This window comes from Prosthecomicrobium sp. N25, assembly GCF_037203705.1.
Taxonomy (GTDB): Bacteria; Pseudomonadota; Alphaproteobacteria; order Rhizobiales; family Ancalomicrobiaceae; genus Prosthecodimorpha.
On record NZ_JBBCAT010000001.1, the window covers coordinates 3,126,830 to 3,142,560 of the forward strand.

The following is a 15,731-nucleotide window of genomic DNA, read 5'->3' on the forward strand; positions in this document are numbered from 1 at the left end:
TTCGCCAGGAACTTTCCATGCCGGACGGGACGCGGCAGGCCCAGGCCCCACCGCATGGCCCGCCCCGCGTCGAACGTCAGCCCTTCGCGATGACCTCGAGGCCACCCATGTAGGGCCGCAGCACCTCCGGAACGGTCACCGAGCCGTCCTCGTTCTGGTAGTTCTCCAGGACCGCCACGAGCGCCCGACCGACCGCCACGCCGGAGCCGTTGAGCGTATGCACGAAGCGCGTGCCCTTGCCCTCCGCGGGCCGGTAGCGCGCATTCATGCGCCGCGCCTGGAAGTCCCCGCAATTGGAGCAGGACGAGATCTCGCGATAGGCCCCCTGCCCCGGCAGCCAGACCTCGATGTCGTAGGTCTTCTGCGAGGCGAAGCCCATGTCGCCGGTGCACAGCACGATGGTGCGGTACGGCAGGCCGAGGCGCTTCAGCACCTCCTCGGCGCATTGCGTCATGCGCTCGTGCTCGGCGGCGGACTGGTCCTGCGTGGTAATCGACACGAGCTCGACCTTGAGGAACTGGTGCTGCCGGATCATGCCGCGCGTGTCCCGCCCCGCCGACCCGGCCTCCGAGCGGAAGCAGGGCGTCCAGGCGGTGAAGCGGTAGGGCAGCGCCGGCTCGTCGAGGATCTCCTCGCGCACCAGATTGGTCAGCGGCACCTCCGCGGTCGGCACCAGCCAGAAGCCTTCCCGCGTCTGGAACAGGTCCTCGGCGAACTTCGGCAGGTTGCCGGTGCCGTAGGCGCTCTCGGTCTTGACCAGGAACGGCGGGTCGACCTCGGTGTAGCCGTGGGTGTCGGTGTGCAGGTCGAGCATGAACTGGCCGAGCGCGCGCTCGAGCCGCGCGAGCTTGCCCTTCAGGAACACGAAGCGGGCGCCCGAGACCTTGCCGGCCCGCTCGAAGTCCATCAGCCCGAGCGCCTCGCCGATCTCGAAATGCTGCTTCGGCGGGAAGGAGAAGTTCCTCGGGGCGAGGTGGCGGCGGACCTCCACGTTGCCGTGCTCGTCGGCGCCGACGGGAACGTCGTCCTGCGGCACGTTGGGGATCTCGGCGAGCTTGGCGTCGAGCTCCGCCTGGATCTCGCGCTCCGTCGCCTCCCCGGCCTGGATCTCGGCCTTGACGCTCGCGACCTCGGCCATCAGCGCCTGGGCGCGCGCCTCGTCCTTCTGCTGCTTGGCGCGGCCGATCTCCTTGGAGGCGGCGTTCTGGCGGGCCTGCAGCTCCTGGAGGCGGGTAATGTGGGCGCGGCGGCGGTCGTCGACCGCCAGCAGCTCCGCCGAGAGCGGGGCCTTGCCGCGGTTCGTCAGCGCCCGGTCGAATGCCTCCGCGTTGTCGCGGATCCACCTGATGTCGAACATGTCTCACCTCGAATGCGTCGGGCGGCCGGCGAATCGATCGGGCCGCCTTCCGCAGCGGGACCTTGGATCAGGTCCCCGCCGTTTCGCCATCCGGAGCCTTGCGGGCCTGCCTCTCGACGAAGGCGACGGCGAAGATGGTGAGTTCGTAGAGGAGGATGGTGGGCACCGCAAGCGAGATCTGGGAGAGCGGATCGGGCGGCGTCAGCACCGCCGCGGCCACGAAGGCGATCAGGATCGCCCAGCGCCGCCGCTCCCGCAGGTCCTTGGCCGTCAGCACGCCGATGCGGCCGAGCAGCGTCAGCACCACCGGCATCTGGAACACGATGCCGAACGCGAAGGTGAGCGACATGATCAGCGAGAGGTACTCGCTGACCCGCGGCAGGAGCTCGATCTTGATCTCGCCATCGCCGCTCTGCTGCATCCCGGCGAAAAACCCGAGGATGAAAGGCAGCATGAAGTAGACGAGACCGGCGCCGAGCACGAAGAATACGGGCGTCGCCACGAGGTACGGGAAGAAGGCCTGCTTCTCGTGCTTGTAGAGGCCGGGCGCTACGAACTTGTAGATCTGCGTCGCGATCACCGGAAAGGCGATGAAGAGCGCGCCGTAGAAGGCCACCTTGATCTGCGTGATGAAGAATTCCTGCGGCGCCGTGAAGATCATCACGGCTGGCTTTCCGGTCATGGTCCGGATCGTCCAGTCGTAGGGCCAGACCAGGAAGTTGTAGATGGGCTTCGCGAAATAGAAGCAGACGATGAACGCCGCGACGATCGCCAGCAGCGAGCGGATCAGCCGCTGCCGCAGTTCGATCAGGTGCTCGATCAGCGGGGCCCGGGAGGCCTCGATCTCGTCCTCGTCGCTCATCCGTCAGGCGCTCTTGGTCGGCGTCGTTGCGTCGGGGACCGGCGCCGGGGCGGGCTTCGGCGGCTCGAGGTCGAGGGGTAGCTGCGGCTCCTGCAGGTCCGGCAGCCCGAGGCTCTCGGCCGATGGCGCCGGCGGCTCGGCGACGGCCGGCGCGGCATCGGCGGTCGCCGGCGGCGTCATCGGCGCGTCCAGGCCGGCCTCGATCCGCGCCATCTCGCTGTTGAGCTCGTTGGAGACCTGCGTGACCGGCGCCAGCGCGGAGTCGATCTCGTTGCGGATCATGTTGGCGGGATTGTAGGACTTCAGGTCCTCGACGCTCTTCTTGACGTCCTCGAGTTCCGCCTCGCGGATCGCCTCGTTGACCTGCCCCTGGAACTCGGCGGCCATCCGGCGGATCTTCCCCATCCATTGGCCGGCCAGCCGAAGCAGCTTCGGCAGGTCCTTCGGGCCGACGACGACCAGCGCCACGACCCCGATGATGAGCAGTTCGCTCCAGCCAACGTCCAGCATGTCGTCCTGCCGAGGCCCCCTGGCGGAGGCGCGCTCGCGCCCGCCCGGATGGGGGCCGCATCCCTCGATGGCCTGCCCTGTCGCACGGCCCGTTGCCGTGCGCAAGGCCGGAAATGGAGGCCCGTCCCGCGCGAGGGCGCGGCGGGCCGTCCGGCGGTCAGGCGGGCGTCAGCTGGCCTTGGACTTGTCGTCGGCGGTCGCCACCGGCGCGTCGGCGCGATGGTCGATGGTCTTCACCGGCGGCGTCACGGTCGGGGCGACCTCCGCCTCCTTGTCGTCGTCCTGCATGCCCTTCTTGAAGCTCTTGATGCCCTTGGCGAAGTCGCCCATCAGCTCGGGGATCTTGCCGCGGCCGAAGAGGAGCAGCACGACCACCAGGACGATGAGCCAGTGCCAGATGCTGAAGGAACCCATTTCGTCGTCTCCACTCCCGCCCAGCGGGCACCCTGTCCCGGTCCGGTCTTTTGCCTGTCGGCGCCCGTGATGGCCCAGCCGCGACCATCGGTCAAGAAAATTGGCGGCGGAACCTTACCCCGGGGCGCCTTTGTCGGACCCAGGGTGCACATATGGTGTGGCAGCACTGTGGGGAAAGGGGGCGGGCCCCCGGCCGCCCCGCGATCCCGCCGCCGTCACTTGGCGAAGACGAGAACCTCGGCCGGATCGACCGAGACCGTCACGTCCGTGCCCGGCGGCAGGGCCGGCCCCCCGCGCAGCCGCGCCTTGAGGGGCTGGTCGAGCCCCTCCACCGCCACCTCGACGAGGTCGACCTCCCCGAGGAACCGCGTCTCGACCACGCGGCCCGGCACCCCGGGGCGCCGGTTCCGCCGGTCCGGCGGCGCGTCGGCGGGTTGAAGCGCGACGCCCTGCGGCCGGATGGCGACCTCGACCGCTTGCCCCTCGAGCGTGCCCGGCGTCTCGAAGCGGCCGAGCGGCGTCTCGACCTCGTGGCCGCCCGCACGCCCCTCCACCACGTTCAGCTCCGAGAAGAACCGCGCGGTGAACAGGTCCGCGGGACGGTGGTAGATCTCCGAGGCGGTGCCGACCTGGACGAGGCGTCCCCGGCGCATCAGGGCGATGCGGTCGCCCATCCGCATCGCCTCCTCCGGATCGTGCGTGACGACGAGCGACGTGGCGCGCGTCTCGCGCAAGACCGCCAGCGTCTCGTCCCTCACGCTGTCGCGCAGGCGCCGGTCCAGGCCCGAGAAGGGCTCGTCCATCAGGAGCACCGAGGGCCGCGGCGCGATGGCGCGCGCCAGAGCGACCCGCTGCTGCTCGCCCCCCGAAAGCTCGTGCGGATAGTCGAAGGCATGGCTCTCAAGGCCCACGCGGGCGAGCGCTTGGAGAGCCTCCCGCTCGGCTTCCCCCTTCGGCAGGGCCGTCAGGCCGAACATCACGTTGGCCACGATCGTCAGGTGCGGGAACAGCGCATAGTCCTGGAACATGAGCCCGACGCCGCGCCGCTCCGGCGGCAGGAAGGCCTTGGGGCCGCTCACCTCCTGGCCGTTGATCAGGATGCGCCCGGCGCTCGGCTGCTCCACCCCGGCAGCGAGCCGCAGGAGCGTGGTCTTCCCGCAGCCGGACTGTCCGAGCAGGCACAGCACCTCGCCCGGCTCCACGTCCAGGCTGACCCCGTCGACGGAGACGACGCCGTCATAGGCGTGCCCCACCGCCTCGAAGGTGAGGCGCGCCGCGATGGTGGCGGCGGCCTTGGCCCGCGGCCCGGCGGGGCGCGACGTCCTGAGCGCGGCCCCGGGGCCGGCCTCCCGATCGCTGATGCTCACGCCGCGGGGCTCTCCATTGCCGATCTCATTCCTCGTCCTCCGGCGGCACCCCGCCGCCCTCCTCCGCTTCGAACAGATCGGCGAGCTCGGCCTCGTCGATCGGGTCCTCGTCCTCGCCCAGGCCCTCCGGATCGCCCGGCACCGGCACGTGGAAGCCCGGCGGCACGTGGCCCTCGATCAGCCCCGCGCCGCGCAGCTCGTCGAGGCCGGGCAGGTCCTGGATCGACTCCAGGCCGAAATGGACCAGGAACGCCTCTGTCGTCCCGTAGGTGATCGGCCGGCCCGGCGTGCGGCGGCGCCCCCGCATGCGGATCCAGCCGGCCTCGAGCAGGACGTCGAGCGTGCCCTTCGACATGGACACGCCGCGGATCGCCTCGATCTCGGCCCGGGTCACCGGCTGGTGATAGGCGATCGTGGCGAGCGTTTCCAGCCCGGCGCGCGGCAGCCGTCGCGTCTCGTGGGCCTCCCGGCTCATCAGCCAGGCGAGATCCTCGGCGGTGCGGAACATCCACTTGCCGGCGACGCGGACGAGGTTGACCCCGCGCGTGGCGTAGTCGGCCGCGAGAGCGGCCACGAGCCCCGGGACGTCGGCGCCGGCCGGAAGCCGCGCCGCCAGCGTGTCCTCGTCGAGCGGCTCGGCGGACGCGAACAGGATCGCCTCGGCCATGCGCAGGGCCTCCCGGTCGACCGTGGCAGCCTCCGGCGCGGGCGCGGACGCGGGGGCGGGACCGTCCTCAGCCATCGTCGGCCCTGCCGCCGTCCGGATCCTCCGGCGCTTCCTCGCGGCGGGGCCGGATGTAGAGCGGCGCGAAGGGCTCCGCCTGCCGGATCTCGAGCCGGCCCTCCCTGACCAGTTCGAGGCTCGCCGTGAAGGAGCTGGCGATCACGGTGGCCCGCATCTCGGGGCTCATGTAGCGCGCCAGGAAGCTCTGGATCGGCGTCCAGTCGCCGATCCGGCCGATCAGCCGCTCCAGGATCTCGCGTGCGTCCGCCAGCGCCCAGACGCTCCGCCGGGCGACGCGCACCGCGGTCACCATCTGGCGCTGCCGCTGGCCCGCATAGGCGGAGAGGAGATCGTAGAGGCTCGCCGTCCAGGTGTCGCGCCTGAGGAGCGCGATCGGCTCCGGCGCGCCGCGCGCGAAGACCTCCCGGCCGAGGCGGTTGCGGTTGACGAGCCGCCCGGCCGCCGCCCGGATCGCCTCCAGGCGCTGCAAACGGAAGGCGAGCGCGGCCGCGAGCTCCTCGCCCGAGGGCTCGTCGTCGGCGGCGGGGCTCGGCAGCAGCAAGCGCGATTTCAGGTAGGCGAGCCAGGCGGCCATCACCAGGTAGTCGGCGGCGAGCTCGAGCCGTGTCTTCCGCGCCGCCTCCACATAGGCGAGGTACTGGTCGGCGAGCGCCAGGATGGAGATCCGGGCGAGGTCCACCTTCTGCGACCGGGCGAGCGCCAGGAGAAGATCGAGCGGCCCCTCGAAGCCGGCGACGTCGACGACCAGGATCGGCTCCTCGCCCTCCGCGCCGGCCACGGCCCCGCGTGGCGGGGTCGACCAGTCCTCCTCCGCCGGGGGCAGCGGAAACAGGGACGGCTGGGTGGCCTCCGGCGCGGCGGCCGGCCCGCTCTCACCCTCGCGCTCCCCGTCTGCGGACAACGGTTCCTCCAGGCGGCGCCGGCCTCAGGCGACCGAGGCGCCCATCAGGCGGTCGAACTCCGCGCGCGCGGCGGCGACGTCGAACGGCGCGGGTGACTTGCGGAAGGCGAGCGCCCGGCCCGTGCGCACCGCGGCGGCCCCGGCCAGCGGCCGGCACGCGGCCGCCACCGCCTTCATTTCCGCGAGGTCTCCGTTGCAGTGAAGCACGAGGTCGCACCCGGCGTCGAGCGAGGCGCGCGCATTCTCGCCCGGGGTGCCGGCCAGCGCCTTCATGGAGACGTCGTCCGACATCAGCGCGCCCGCGAAGCCGAGCCGCCCGCGGATGATTTCCTCCACCACGTAGCCGGAGGTCGTCGCCGGATTGCGCGCGTCGAGGGCCGTGTAGACCACGTGCGCCGTCATGCCGAGCGGCATCTCGGCGAGCGCCGCGAAGGGCGGGAAGTCGGTGGCCTCGAGGACGTCGCGCGAGGTCTCGACGACGGGAAGCTGGTGGTGGCTGTCGACACCGGCCCGGCCGTGGCCGGGGATGTGCTTGACGACCGGCAGCACGCCGCCGGCCAGCAAGCCCTCGGCGGCCGCACGCCCGAGCGTCGCCACGACGCCGGGCTCGAGGCCGTAGGCGCGCGCGCCGATCACGTCATGCGCCCCCTCGACCGGCACGTCGAGAACCGGCAGGCAGTCGACGTCGATGCCGACGGCGGCGAGGTCCGCCGCGATCAGCCGCGCGCCGAGCCAGGCCGCGCGGCGCCCGGTCTCCGGATCGCGGGCGAACAGGTCACCGTAGGCGCGGCCGGTCGGATAGGCCGGCCAGTGCGGCGGGCCCATGCGCTGCACGCGCCCGCCCTCCTGGTCGATCAGCACGGGCGCGTCGGGCCGGCCGACCGCGTCTCGCAGGCTCGACACGAGATCGGACACCTGCGCGGGCGTCTCGATGTTGCGCTTGAACAGGATGAAGCCCCAGGGACGCTCGCCGGCGAAGAAGGCCCGCTCCTCCGCCGAGAGGACCGGTCCGGCGCATCCGCTGATGAAGGCGGCGTTCGACATGCTGTGGCCCTTCGGCTGGGTGCCTGCGGCGGCCGGGCGGCGCGCCTCGGAGCGCTTGCGATCGGAAGCGGTGACGGGACGGCTCCGGCCGGTCCGCGGCTAGCCACGCGGGACCGCCTGCGTCTCGGGACGGGGGACGCCGGAGAGGGCCCGCCCCTTGGCCGGGGCGCGGCCCTCCCGCGGGTTTAGCGGCCGGCGACCACGCAGTCGCCGCCCTTGGCCTTGATCTGCGAGCAGAGCTCCTGGGCCTCCTCGCGCGAGCCGGCCACCACGCGGGCTCGATAGTAGGTGCCGCGGGCGCCGAGGTTCGCCTCCTGGACGTCCAGGCTGCGGCCGCTGGCGAGGTCCGGATACTTGCGCTGGAAGTCCGAGAAGGACCTGCGCGCCTCGTCGGCCGACTTCTGCGAGGAGATCTGCACGTAGGCCCCGCCACCGGCGCCGCGCGGCTGGGCGGCGGCGGTCTGCGTCGGAGCGGGCGCGGCGGCGATCGGGGCCGGAGCGGCCGGCGCGGCCGGAACCGGCACGGTACCCGTCGTGGCGACCCGGGTCGGCGGCACGGGGCCGAGCGCCAGCGGCGCACCGGAGGTCTGGGGCTGGGTCTGAGGCTGGGCCGCCGGACGCGCCGGCTGGACCGCCGCGGGCTGCGGCGCCGCGGCCTGGACCGGTGCGGCCGGCTTGGCGGCGACGGGTGCCGGCGGCGCAACCGGAGCCGGCGCGACCGCGACGGGCTTCGCCGGGACCGGGGTCACGGCGGCGGGTGCGGCGGCGGCCGGCGGCGGCGAGACCGGGGCCGGCGCAACGGAGACGCTCGGCACGGCGACGGGCGTCACTGGCACGCGTGAGACCGGGGCGGTGGCGACGGGGGACACGCTCGCCGTTGTCTGCGGCACGGGCACCGGCGGGGTCGCCGAGAGCGACGCGATGGTGGTCTCCTTCGGCAGCGGCGCGGACGGAGCCGGCGGCGCGGCGGCCTCGACGCGGGGCGGCGCGACCGGCGGCTGCGCCGAGGGGCGCGGCGCGGCATCGCCCGACGGCACGATCGTGCCGTCCGGACGGACCACCACGGTGCGCACGGTCTTCGGCGCCTCGGGGGCGACGGCGCCCGGAGAGCCCGGCGCGATCAGGCGGATGTTGCGGCCGTCGGACCCGCGGCTGGTGACCTGGTCGACCGGATCCTCCTGGCGGCTCACCAGGCGCGACTTGTCCTCCACCTTGTCGGCGGAGAGGTTCGGGCCGGACGGCGGCTGCGCCGTGGAGGTCGGCTTCACCTTCATGGGCCGGGTGTCGGCCATGATCAGCGGCGTCCCGCCACCGCCGGCGACGTCGACGCCCGCATAGGCACGCCAGCCGAGGAATCCGAGGCCGCCCATGACGAAGACGCCGAGGGCCACGCCCGCCATGGCGAGCCCGCGCCGCGACTCGCGCGCAACCGGCCGTGCCGCCGCCCGCTCGGTCGCTGGATGGTCCGGCATCACCGGGGCGCCCGCATCGTAGGGCAGCGCCTCGCGCGCCGCCGCCGCGATTTCGTCGCGGCCGAAATCGGCGAAGGTGGGTTCCGGATAGGCCGGGGACGCGGGACGGGGCGGCACCGCGATCCGCTCCGCCGCGACGGGCTCGGGCACGGCGCGCAGGGGCGCGGTACGTTCGACGGCGGCCCGCTGCGGGGCCTGGGCCTGGACCGGGGTCGGAGCCTGGACCGGGGTCGGAGCCTGGACCGGCGCCGCGGCGCGGACGGGCACCGGAGCCGGAGCCGGGACGGCCTGCTCCACGTAGCCGGGATCGGCGAAGAAATCCTCGAAGGCCGGATCGTAGGAGCCGTCCGCCACGCCGCTGCGGTAGGGCGCGGGCTGCGGCCGGGTCGGTGCGGAGCGCTGCGCCTCGAGGGCCGGATCGATGCCGTAGGCGGCGGAGGCGACGTGCGAATTCATGGGAACGACCTTCGGGGACGCGGCCTCAGCCACCGGGGGGCCGGCCGGCACGCGCTGGCGCGGAGCCCGGTCGGGATCGACGGAGGAACGGAGCTCGCTGAAGAGCTCCTGCTCCAGGGCGGAGATCTGGTTGGGCATGGGCTGGCGACCGACATGGGCGCGCCCCTGCGGCATGAGCTGGGGCGGCAGCGTGATCGGCTCCTCGGAGCGCGCGGGCTCCGGGAAGGGCGAACCACTGACGATCCGGGCGAGCTCGACCAGCGGATCGTCGTCGTAGGGCCGGTCGTTACGGGCGAGCGGGCGCTTCATGTCGGACATCGGATTCGTGAACCTCCGTCACTCGGAGTATCCCCTCGGGGAACAGCGCCCGTAAAGCGCTCACGGTCCGATTATCGCATTTCGTCGGGCGCTTCGACACCCAATATAGCGAGCCCGGACGCAAGAACCAAAGCAACGGCGCGAACCATCGCCAATCGGGCCGAGGACGATAGTGGATCGTCAACGTTAATAAACCGTAATTGAGGCAGGTCTTTGCCCCTGTTCCAGTGCGCGTGCAGTTCGCTCGCCAAGTCGTACAGATAGAAGGCTATCCGGTGCGGCTCGTGCGCGGCGGCCGCCTGTTCGACCAGGCGCGGCCATTCCGCGAGCCGTCTTATGATCGCCATCTCCCCGATATCGGCCAACCGGTCGAGGGGAGCGGCGGCGAGCGCCGCGTCGGTAAGCGCCAAATCGGGCAATTCCTCGGCGGCCTGGCGGAAAACCGATCGCGTCCGTGCATATGCGTACTGTACGTAGAAGACCGGGTTGTCCTTCGACTGCTCGGTGACCTTCTGGAAGTCGAAGTCGAGCGGTGCGTCGTTCTTCCGGTAGAGCATCATGAAGCGGACCGCGTCGCGGCCGACCTCCTCGACCACGTCCCGGAGGGTGACGAAGTCCCCGGCCCGCTTCGACATCTTCACCGGCTCGCCGCCGCGGGTCAGCCGGACGAGCTGGCAGAGCTTCACGTCGAGCTCCGCCTCCCCGTCCGTGATCGCCCGGACCGCCGCCTGCATCCGCTTCACGTAGCCGCCGTGGTCGGCGCCCCAGATGTCGATCTGGGTCCCGAAGCCGCGCAGGAACTTGTCGTAGTGATAGGCGATGTCGGAGGCGAAATAGGTGTAGGAGCCGTCGGACTTCATCAACGGCCGGTCGACGTCGTCCCCCGCCGCGGTGGCGCGGAACAGCGTCTGCTCCCGGTCCTCCCAATCCTCGACCGGCGCGCCCTTCGGCGGCGGCAGGCGGCCCTCGTAGATGAGGCCACGGGCCCTCAGGGCCTCGATCGCCGCCTCGACCCGGTTGCCGAAGGCCCCCCGCGACAGCGAGGCCTCCGAGAAGAAGACGTCGTGCTCCACGTTGAGGACGCGCAGGTCCTCCTTGATCATCGCCATCATGGCGTCGATCGCCACCTCGCGCACCACCGGCAGCCAGTCGGCCTCCTCCCGGTCGAGGAGGCTCGTGCCGAAGCGCAGGGCCAGGCTCTCGCCGACCGGCTTCAGGTAGTCGCCCGGGTAGAAGCCCTCCGGGATCGTCACCGTCTCGCCGAGCGCCTCGCGGTAGCGCAGGTACGCGGAGCGCGCCAGCACGTCCACCTGCGCGCCGGCGTCGTTGATGTAGTACTCCTTCGTCACGTCGTGGCCCGCATGAGCGAGGAGGTTGGCGAGCGCGTCGCCCACGACGGCGCCGCGGCAGTGCCCCACATGCATCGGCCCGGTCGGGTTCGCCGAGACGTACTCCACGTTGACTTTGGTGCCCGGCGCCACGCCGCGACCGTAGTCGGCGCCCGCCCGGATCACCGCCCCGACGAGCCCCGTCCAGTAGCCGGGCCTCAGGCGCAGGTTGAGGAAGCCCGGCCCGGCCACCTCCGTTTCGGCGACGTCCTCGTCCGCCGCGAGCTCTCCCGCCAGCGCGATGGCGATCTGCCGCGGGTTCTGTCCGGCCGCCTTGGCGAGCACCATGGCGGCGTTGGTGGCGAGGTCGCCATGCGCCGGATCGCGCGGCGGCTCGACCGTCACGCGGTCGAGGTCGAGCGGCTTTCCGTCCCGATCCTTCAGGTCGAGCACCGCGACCGCCCGGCGGACGCGCATGGTGAAATCGGCGAAGACGTTCATGGCTCTCAGGGGCCCGTGGTTCGGGGACGGGCGGCGGGGCGCGGCCGTTCGGGCCCGGGGCTAACGCAATTCCGGGGTGGCGTCAAACAGCCGCCGGTGCTCGATCAGGGCGAACCGGTCGGTCATCCCGGCGATGTAGTCCGCGACCCGGCGCGCCCGCCGTTCCGGCCCGCAGCCCTCGAGCCCCTCGCCCCACTCCGCCGGCATGGCGTCCGGCCGGTGCATGTAGGCGGAGAAGAGATCCTCCACGACCGCCTCCGCGTCGCGCATGACGCCCATCACCGACGCGGAGCGGTAGACGTGCCGGTACAGGAACGCCTTGATGCCCCGGTCGGCCTCGACGATCTCCGCCGGAAAGGCGACGAGGTCGACGTCGAGGGCCCGGACCGCGTCGGACGAGGCCGGCGCGAGCCGGTCGATGCGGGCGAGGCTCTCGCCGATCACGCCCTCCACCATGCGGGTGATGAGCCGGCGCGTGACCTCCTGGATGAGGCGCCCGAGGTCGAGCCCCGGGTGCCGGCTGCGCACGTCGCGCAGGATCTCGCCGGCGAGCGGAACGCCCTCGAGCTGGTCGGGCACGATCAGTCCGGCGCGCAGGCCGTCGTCGATGTCGTGGGCGTCATACGCGATGTCGTCGGCGAGCGCGGCCGCCTGCGCCTCCGCGCCCGGCCGGCTCCAGAGCCCGAGGTCGTGCCGCTCCTGGTAGACGCGGATCGCATAGGGGAGCTCGGCGGCGACCGCGTGCCCCTCCGCGTCGCGCCGCCCGAGCGGCCGGCCCTCCCGGTCCGTGAGCGGCCCGTTGTGCTTGACGAGGCCCTCGAGCGTCTCCCAGGAGAGGTTCAGCCCGTCGAAGCCCGCGTAGCGGCGCTCGAGCGAGGTGACGATCCGGAGTGTCTGGGCGTTGTGGTCGAAGCCGCCGAAGCCCGCCATGGCGCGCGCCAGGGCCCGTTCGCCCGCATGGCCGAACGGCGTGTGGCCGAGGTCGTGGCCGAGCGCCAGCGCCTCGGCGAGGTCCTCGTCGAGGCGCAGCGCCCGGGCGAGGGCGCGGGCGATCTGGGCGACCTCGATGGTGTGGGTCAGCCGCGTCCGGAAATGGTCTCCCTCGTGGTAGAGGAAGACCTGCGTCTTGTGCGCCAGCCGGCGGAAGGCGGTGGAGTGGATGATCCGGTCGCGATCGCGCTGGAATGGCGTCCGCGTCGGGCTCTCCGGCTCGGGCACCAGCCGGCCCCGGCTCAGCCCCGGATCGGCCGCGTGCGGCGCCCGCGGCTCCCCGCCGAAGCCGATGCCGTCGAGCCGGCGCGCCATGGGGCCTCCCCTCGCCGCCGGCCGGACCGCCGGGACGACCCCGGGGCCGCACCGCCGGCCTTGAATTCGCTGCGTCCCCAGCGCAATTAGATCGGGGACGGTCCCGACGCAAGCGGGTCCTCTTGCTCCCGGCCCCGGGCCCTGACGAGGTGAGACGATGGACGGCGCCACTGCCACGCTCGACGAACCGGTCCGCGTGACCGACCGCGCCGCACGGCGCATCCTGAAGATCGTCGCGGGCGAGCCGGACGGCACGGCCCTGCGGGTGTCGGTCTCCGGCGGCGGCTGCTCGGGATTCCAGTACGGCTTCGACCTGACCCGCGAGCGCGCCGAGGACGACATCGTCATCGAGCGCGCCGGAGCGACCGTGCTGATCGACCCGGTCTCGCTCGAGTACATGGCCGGCTCGGAGATCGACTTCGTCGACAGCCTGATGGGCCAATCCTTCCAGATCAGGAACCCGAACGCCACCGCGAGCTGCGGCTGCGGCACCAGCTTCTCGCTCTGACGATCAGGGGCTCGCCGCGTCGGCGCTGCGGGCCCGCAGGGCTGCCTCCGCCCGCCCGAGCCGTTCGAGCGCCTGCGGGTAGCCCGGGTCGAGCTTCAGCGCCTGCCGGAGATCGGCGACCGCCCGCTCCGGGTCGCCCTTGTTCATGAAGGCCCAGCCCCGGTGATTGTAGGCGTTGGCCAGGCCCGGATCGAGCCGGATCGCCCGGTCGAAGTCGGCGATAGCCCGGTCGTACTCGGCCTTGGCGTTCCACGCGAAACCGCGGTTGTTGAGCGCCTGGGCGTGGTCCGGGTCGAGCCGCAGGGCCTGGTCCAGGTCCGCGATGGCGTGGTCGAACTGACCCTGCGCGTTGTAGAGCGCGGCGCGGTTGACGAAGGCCTCCGCGAGCGGCGCGAGCCGGATCGCCTGGTTGAGGATCGCCAGGGCCCGGTCGCGATGCCCCTGGGCGTAGATGGCAGCGGCCGACCGGCTGTAGCTCTCCGCGAGGTCCGGCGTCAGCTCCACGGCCCGGTCGTAGTCGGCGATCGCCCGGTCGAAACGGCCCATGTTGCTGAACACGACGGCCCGGTTGGCGAGCGCGATCGCATAGTCGGGCTCGATCCGGAGCGCGGCGTCGAGATCCGCGAGGGCGAGATCGAACCAGCCGATGTTGTTGTGCGCGACACCCCGGTTGTTCAGCGCGGCGGCATAGTCGGGCTTGAGGCGGATCGAGATGCCGTAGTCCGAGATGGCGCGCACGGGATCGCCCTTGGCAGCAAAGGCGAAGCCCCGGTTGTTGTAGGCGTCCGCGTCGTCGGGGCGCAGGCGGATCGCCTCGTCGAGGTCCTCGATCGCCCGGTCGTGGTCGCCCCGCAGGTTGAGGGCGAAGCCGCGGTTGTTGCGGGCCGGCGCATGGGCCGGATCGAGCCGCAGCGCCCGGTCGAGATCCGCGATGCCGCGCTCCACGTCTCCCTGGTGCACCCGCGCGAAGCCCCGGTTGTTGAGCGCCACGGCGAAATCCGGCACGAGCGCCAGGGCCCGGTCGAGATCCGCGACGGCGCGGGCGTAGTCGCCCTTCCGGTTGCGGATGTAGGCCCGGTTGTTCAGGGCGTCCGCATGGTCGGGCTGCAGGGTCAGAACGCGGTCGAAATCGGCGAGCGCGCGGTCGTCGTCTCCCTTGCGGCTCCAGGCGAGCCCGCGCGTGTGCAGGACGCCCGGCAGGCCCGCGCCGAGTTCCACGGCCCGGTCGAAATCCGCGATCGCCTCGTCGAGGGCCCCGCGGTTGAACTGCGCGAAGCCGCGGTTGGCATAGGCCGCCGCGAAGCCCGGGTCGAGCCGGATCGCCCGGCCGAAATCCTCGATGGCCCGCAGGTAGTCGCCGTCGCGATTGTAGGCGAAGCCCCGGTTGTTGTGGGCGATGGCGAGGTCGGTGCGGAGCCGGCCACCCTTGGCGATGATCTTCGAGCAGCCCTGGACGGTCGGCGCAGGCTCGCGGCAGCCGTCCCACTCGGCGGCGCGCAGGGGTCCGGCGCCGGCTGCCAGGACCACGAGGGCGGCGAGCCCGGCCAGGGCGTGTCTCATCGAGGAACCTCCCCGGTCGCGCGTCGACACGGGCGGCCCGTCCGCCGCCCTCCCCGACTTTGCGCCAAGCCCGCCCCCGGCTCAACCGGGCGCCCGCGCCCGTTCACCCGTGGCGCAAGGGGACGACCGGCGTGCCGTGGGTGTGGAAGCTCTCGATCGTCTTCAGCCCCCAGGCCTGCCCCTTCTTCCGCTCCGTCTCCGTCCAGGTGACCGTCTGCCAGTCCGGATCGAGGATGAGCCGCGCCCCGGCGTTGGCGATCTCGACGCGGTTTCCGGCCGGCTCGTAGACGTAGAGGAAGAAGGTCTGCTGGACGGCGTGCTTGTGCGGCCCGGTCTCGATGAAGACGCCGTTCTCCAGGAACAGGTCGGCCGCCTCCAGGATGTGCTCGCGCTGGTCGACCGCGTAGGTGAGGTGGTGGAAGCGGCCCCGCGAGCCGGTGAAGTCCCGCGTGTAGGCGATATCGTAGGTCTTGTTGTTGACCGTGAACCAGCAGCCGGCGAGTTCCCCGGAATCGAGCACGATCTGCTCGGTGACCCGGCTGCCGAGCGCCTGCGGCAGGAACGCCTTGATGGCGGCCACGTCGTTGGCGAGCAGGTTCAGGTGGTCGATCCGGCGCACCGCCGCGCCGCGCCCGTGATAGCGCTGGGCCTGGTTCTTCAGCGCCGGCCGCTCCTCCGGCGGCGCCACATACTTGCGGGTCTGGAAGTAGATCTCGAAGACGTGGTCGTCCGGGTCGCGGAAGCGGTACGCGGGCCCGTGCCCGAGGTCGCCCTCCGTCCAGCCGATCCCCGCCCCGAGCGCCTCGATGGCCGCCACCCGCCGGTGGAGCGCCGCCTCGCTCGTCGCCCGGTAGCCGATGTGGCCGACGCCCGTGGTGTTCGACGCGGTCAGCTTCAGCGTGTGGAACTCGTAGTCGTCCCAGGCCCGCAGGTAGACCGAGTCGCCCTCCCGCCCGCTTTCGGTCAGCCCCAGGAGATCGACGAAGAAGTCGAGGCTCTCCTGCGGCTTGTCGGTGAAGAGTTCGACATGGGCGAGGTGGGCAGTGTCGAAGATGGGTTCCGTGGTCATGCGTCTCCCCCGGG

General features: G+C 72.2%; 14 protein-coding genes. 1 reads left to right on the forward strand and 13 read right to left on the reverse strand.

Features of this window, described 5'->3' with window-relative positions:
- Positions 1-76: 76 nt before the first annotated feature.
- From serS to WBG79_RS14265, 11 genes are all read right to left on the reverse strand, one after another.
- Positions 77-1,357, reverse strand: coding sequence for a serine--tRNA ligase (gene serS, locus WBG79_RS14215; RefSeq protein WP_337357757.1), 1,281 nt, complete (start codon positions 1,355-1,357; stop codon positions 77-79).
- Positions 1,358-1,424: 67 nt separating this feature from the next.
- Entirely contained in the window at positions 1,425-2,219 is a 795-nt protein-coding gene (gene tatC / locus WBG79_RS14220; RefSeq protein WP_337357758.1) for a twin-arginine translocase subunit TatC, read from the reverse strand.
- Between the two features lie 3 nt (positions 2,220-2,222).
- Entirely contained in the window at positions 2,223-2,729 is a 507-nt protein-coding gene (gene tatB / locus WBG79_RS14225; RefSeq protein WP_337357759.1) for a Sec-independent protein translocase protein TatB, read from the reverse strand.
- Positions 2,730-2,897: 168 nt separating this feature from the next.
- Positions 2,898-3,143 carry a twin-arginine translocase TatA/TatE family subunit gene (locus WBG79_RS14230; RefSeq protein WP_337357760.1) on the reverse strand — a complete coding sequence of 82 codons (246 nt, stop codon included), beginning with the start codon at positions 3,141-3,143 and terminating at the stop codon, positions 2,898-2,900.
- A 215-nt stretch (positions 3,144-3,358) separates the two neighbouring features.
- On the reverse strand, positions 3,359-4,504 hold the full coding sequence (locus tag WBG79_RS14235) for an ABC transporter ATP-binding protein (protein ID WP_443147457.1): 1,146 nt from the start codon (positions 4,502-4,504) through the stop codon (positions 3,359-3,361).
- Positions 4,505-4,535: 31 nt separating this feature from the next.
- Positions 4,536-5,252, reverse strand: coding sequence for an SMC-Scp complex subunit ScpB (gene scpB / locus WBG79_RS14240; protein ID WP_337357761.1), 717 nt, complete (start codon positions 5,250-5,252; stop codon positions 4,536-4,538).
- On the reverse strand, positions 5,245-6,087 hold the full coding sequence (locus tag WBG79_RS14245) for a segregation and condensation protein A (RefSeq protein ID WP_443147458.1): 843 nt from the start codon (positions 6,085-6,087) through the stop codon (positions 5,245-5,247). Before WBG79_RS14245 ends, scpB begins: the two co-directional genes overlap by 8 nt.
- A 93-nt stretch (positions 6,088-6,180) precedes the next feature.
- Positions 6,181-7,200, reverse strand: coding sequence for a beta-N-acetylhexosaminidase (gene nagZ / locus WBG79_RS14250; RefSeq protein ID WP_337357762.1), 1,020 nt, complete (start codon positions 7,198-7,200; stop codon positions 6,181-6,183).
- 185 nt (positions 7,201-7,385) lie between these two features.
- On the reverse strand, positions 7,386-9,446 hold the full coding sequence (locus tag WBG79_RS14255; protein WP_337357763.1) for an SPOR domain-containing protein: 2,061 nt from the start codon (positions 9,444-9,446) through the stop codon (positions 7,386-7,388).
- Between the two features lie 71 nt (positions 9,447-9,517).
- Entirely contained in the window at positions 9,518-11,275 is a 1,758-nt protein-coding gene (gene argS / locus WBG79_RS14260; RefSeq protein ID WP_337357764.1) for an arginine--tRNA ligase, read from the reverse strand.
- A 60-nt stretch (positions 11,276-11,335) separates the two neighbouring features.
- Positions 11,336-12,580: a deoxyguanosinetriphosphate triphosphohydrolase gene (locus WBG79_RS14265; RefSeq protein ID WP_337357765.1), complete on the reverse strand. Its 1,245-nt coding sequence runs from the start codon at positions 12,578-12,580 to the stop codon at positions 11,336-11,338.
- Positions 12,581-12,737: 157 nt separating this feature from the next.
- Here WBG79_RS14265 and erpA point away from each other — a divergent pair, with 157 nt between their 5' ends.
- Positions 12,738-13,088 (forward strand): iron-sulfur cluster insertion protein ErpA, encoded by a 351-nt coding sequence (gene erpA / locus WBG79_RS14270; protein WP_337357766.1) that lies wholly within the window; start codon positions 12,738-12,740, stop codon positions 13,086-13,088.
- Positions 13,089-13,091: 3 nt separating this feature from the next.
- On the opposite strand, the gene WBG79_RS14275 is transcribed toward erpA, so the two are convergent.
- Positions 13,092-14,648, reverse strand: coding sequence for a tetratricopeptide repeat protein (locus WBG79_RS14275; protein ID WP_337357767.1), 1,557 nt, complete (start codon positions 14,646-14,648; stop codon positions 13,092-13,094).
- A 103-nt stretch (positions 14,649-14,751) separates the two neighbouring features.
- Positions 14,752-15,717, reverse strand: a complete 966-nt coding sequence (locus WBG79_RS14280) for a VOC family protein (RefSeq protein WP_337357768.1) — start codon at positions 15,715-15,717, stop codon at positions 14,752-14,754.
- Positions 15,718-15,731 lie beyond the last annotated feature (14 nt).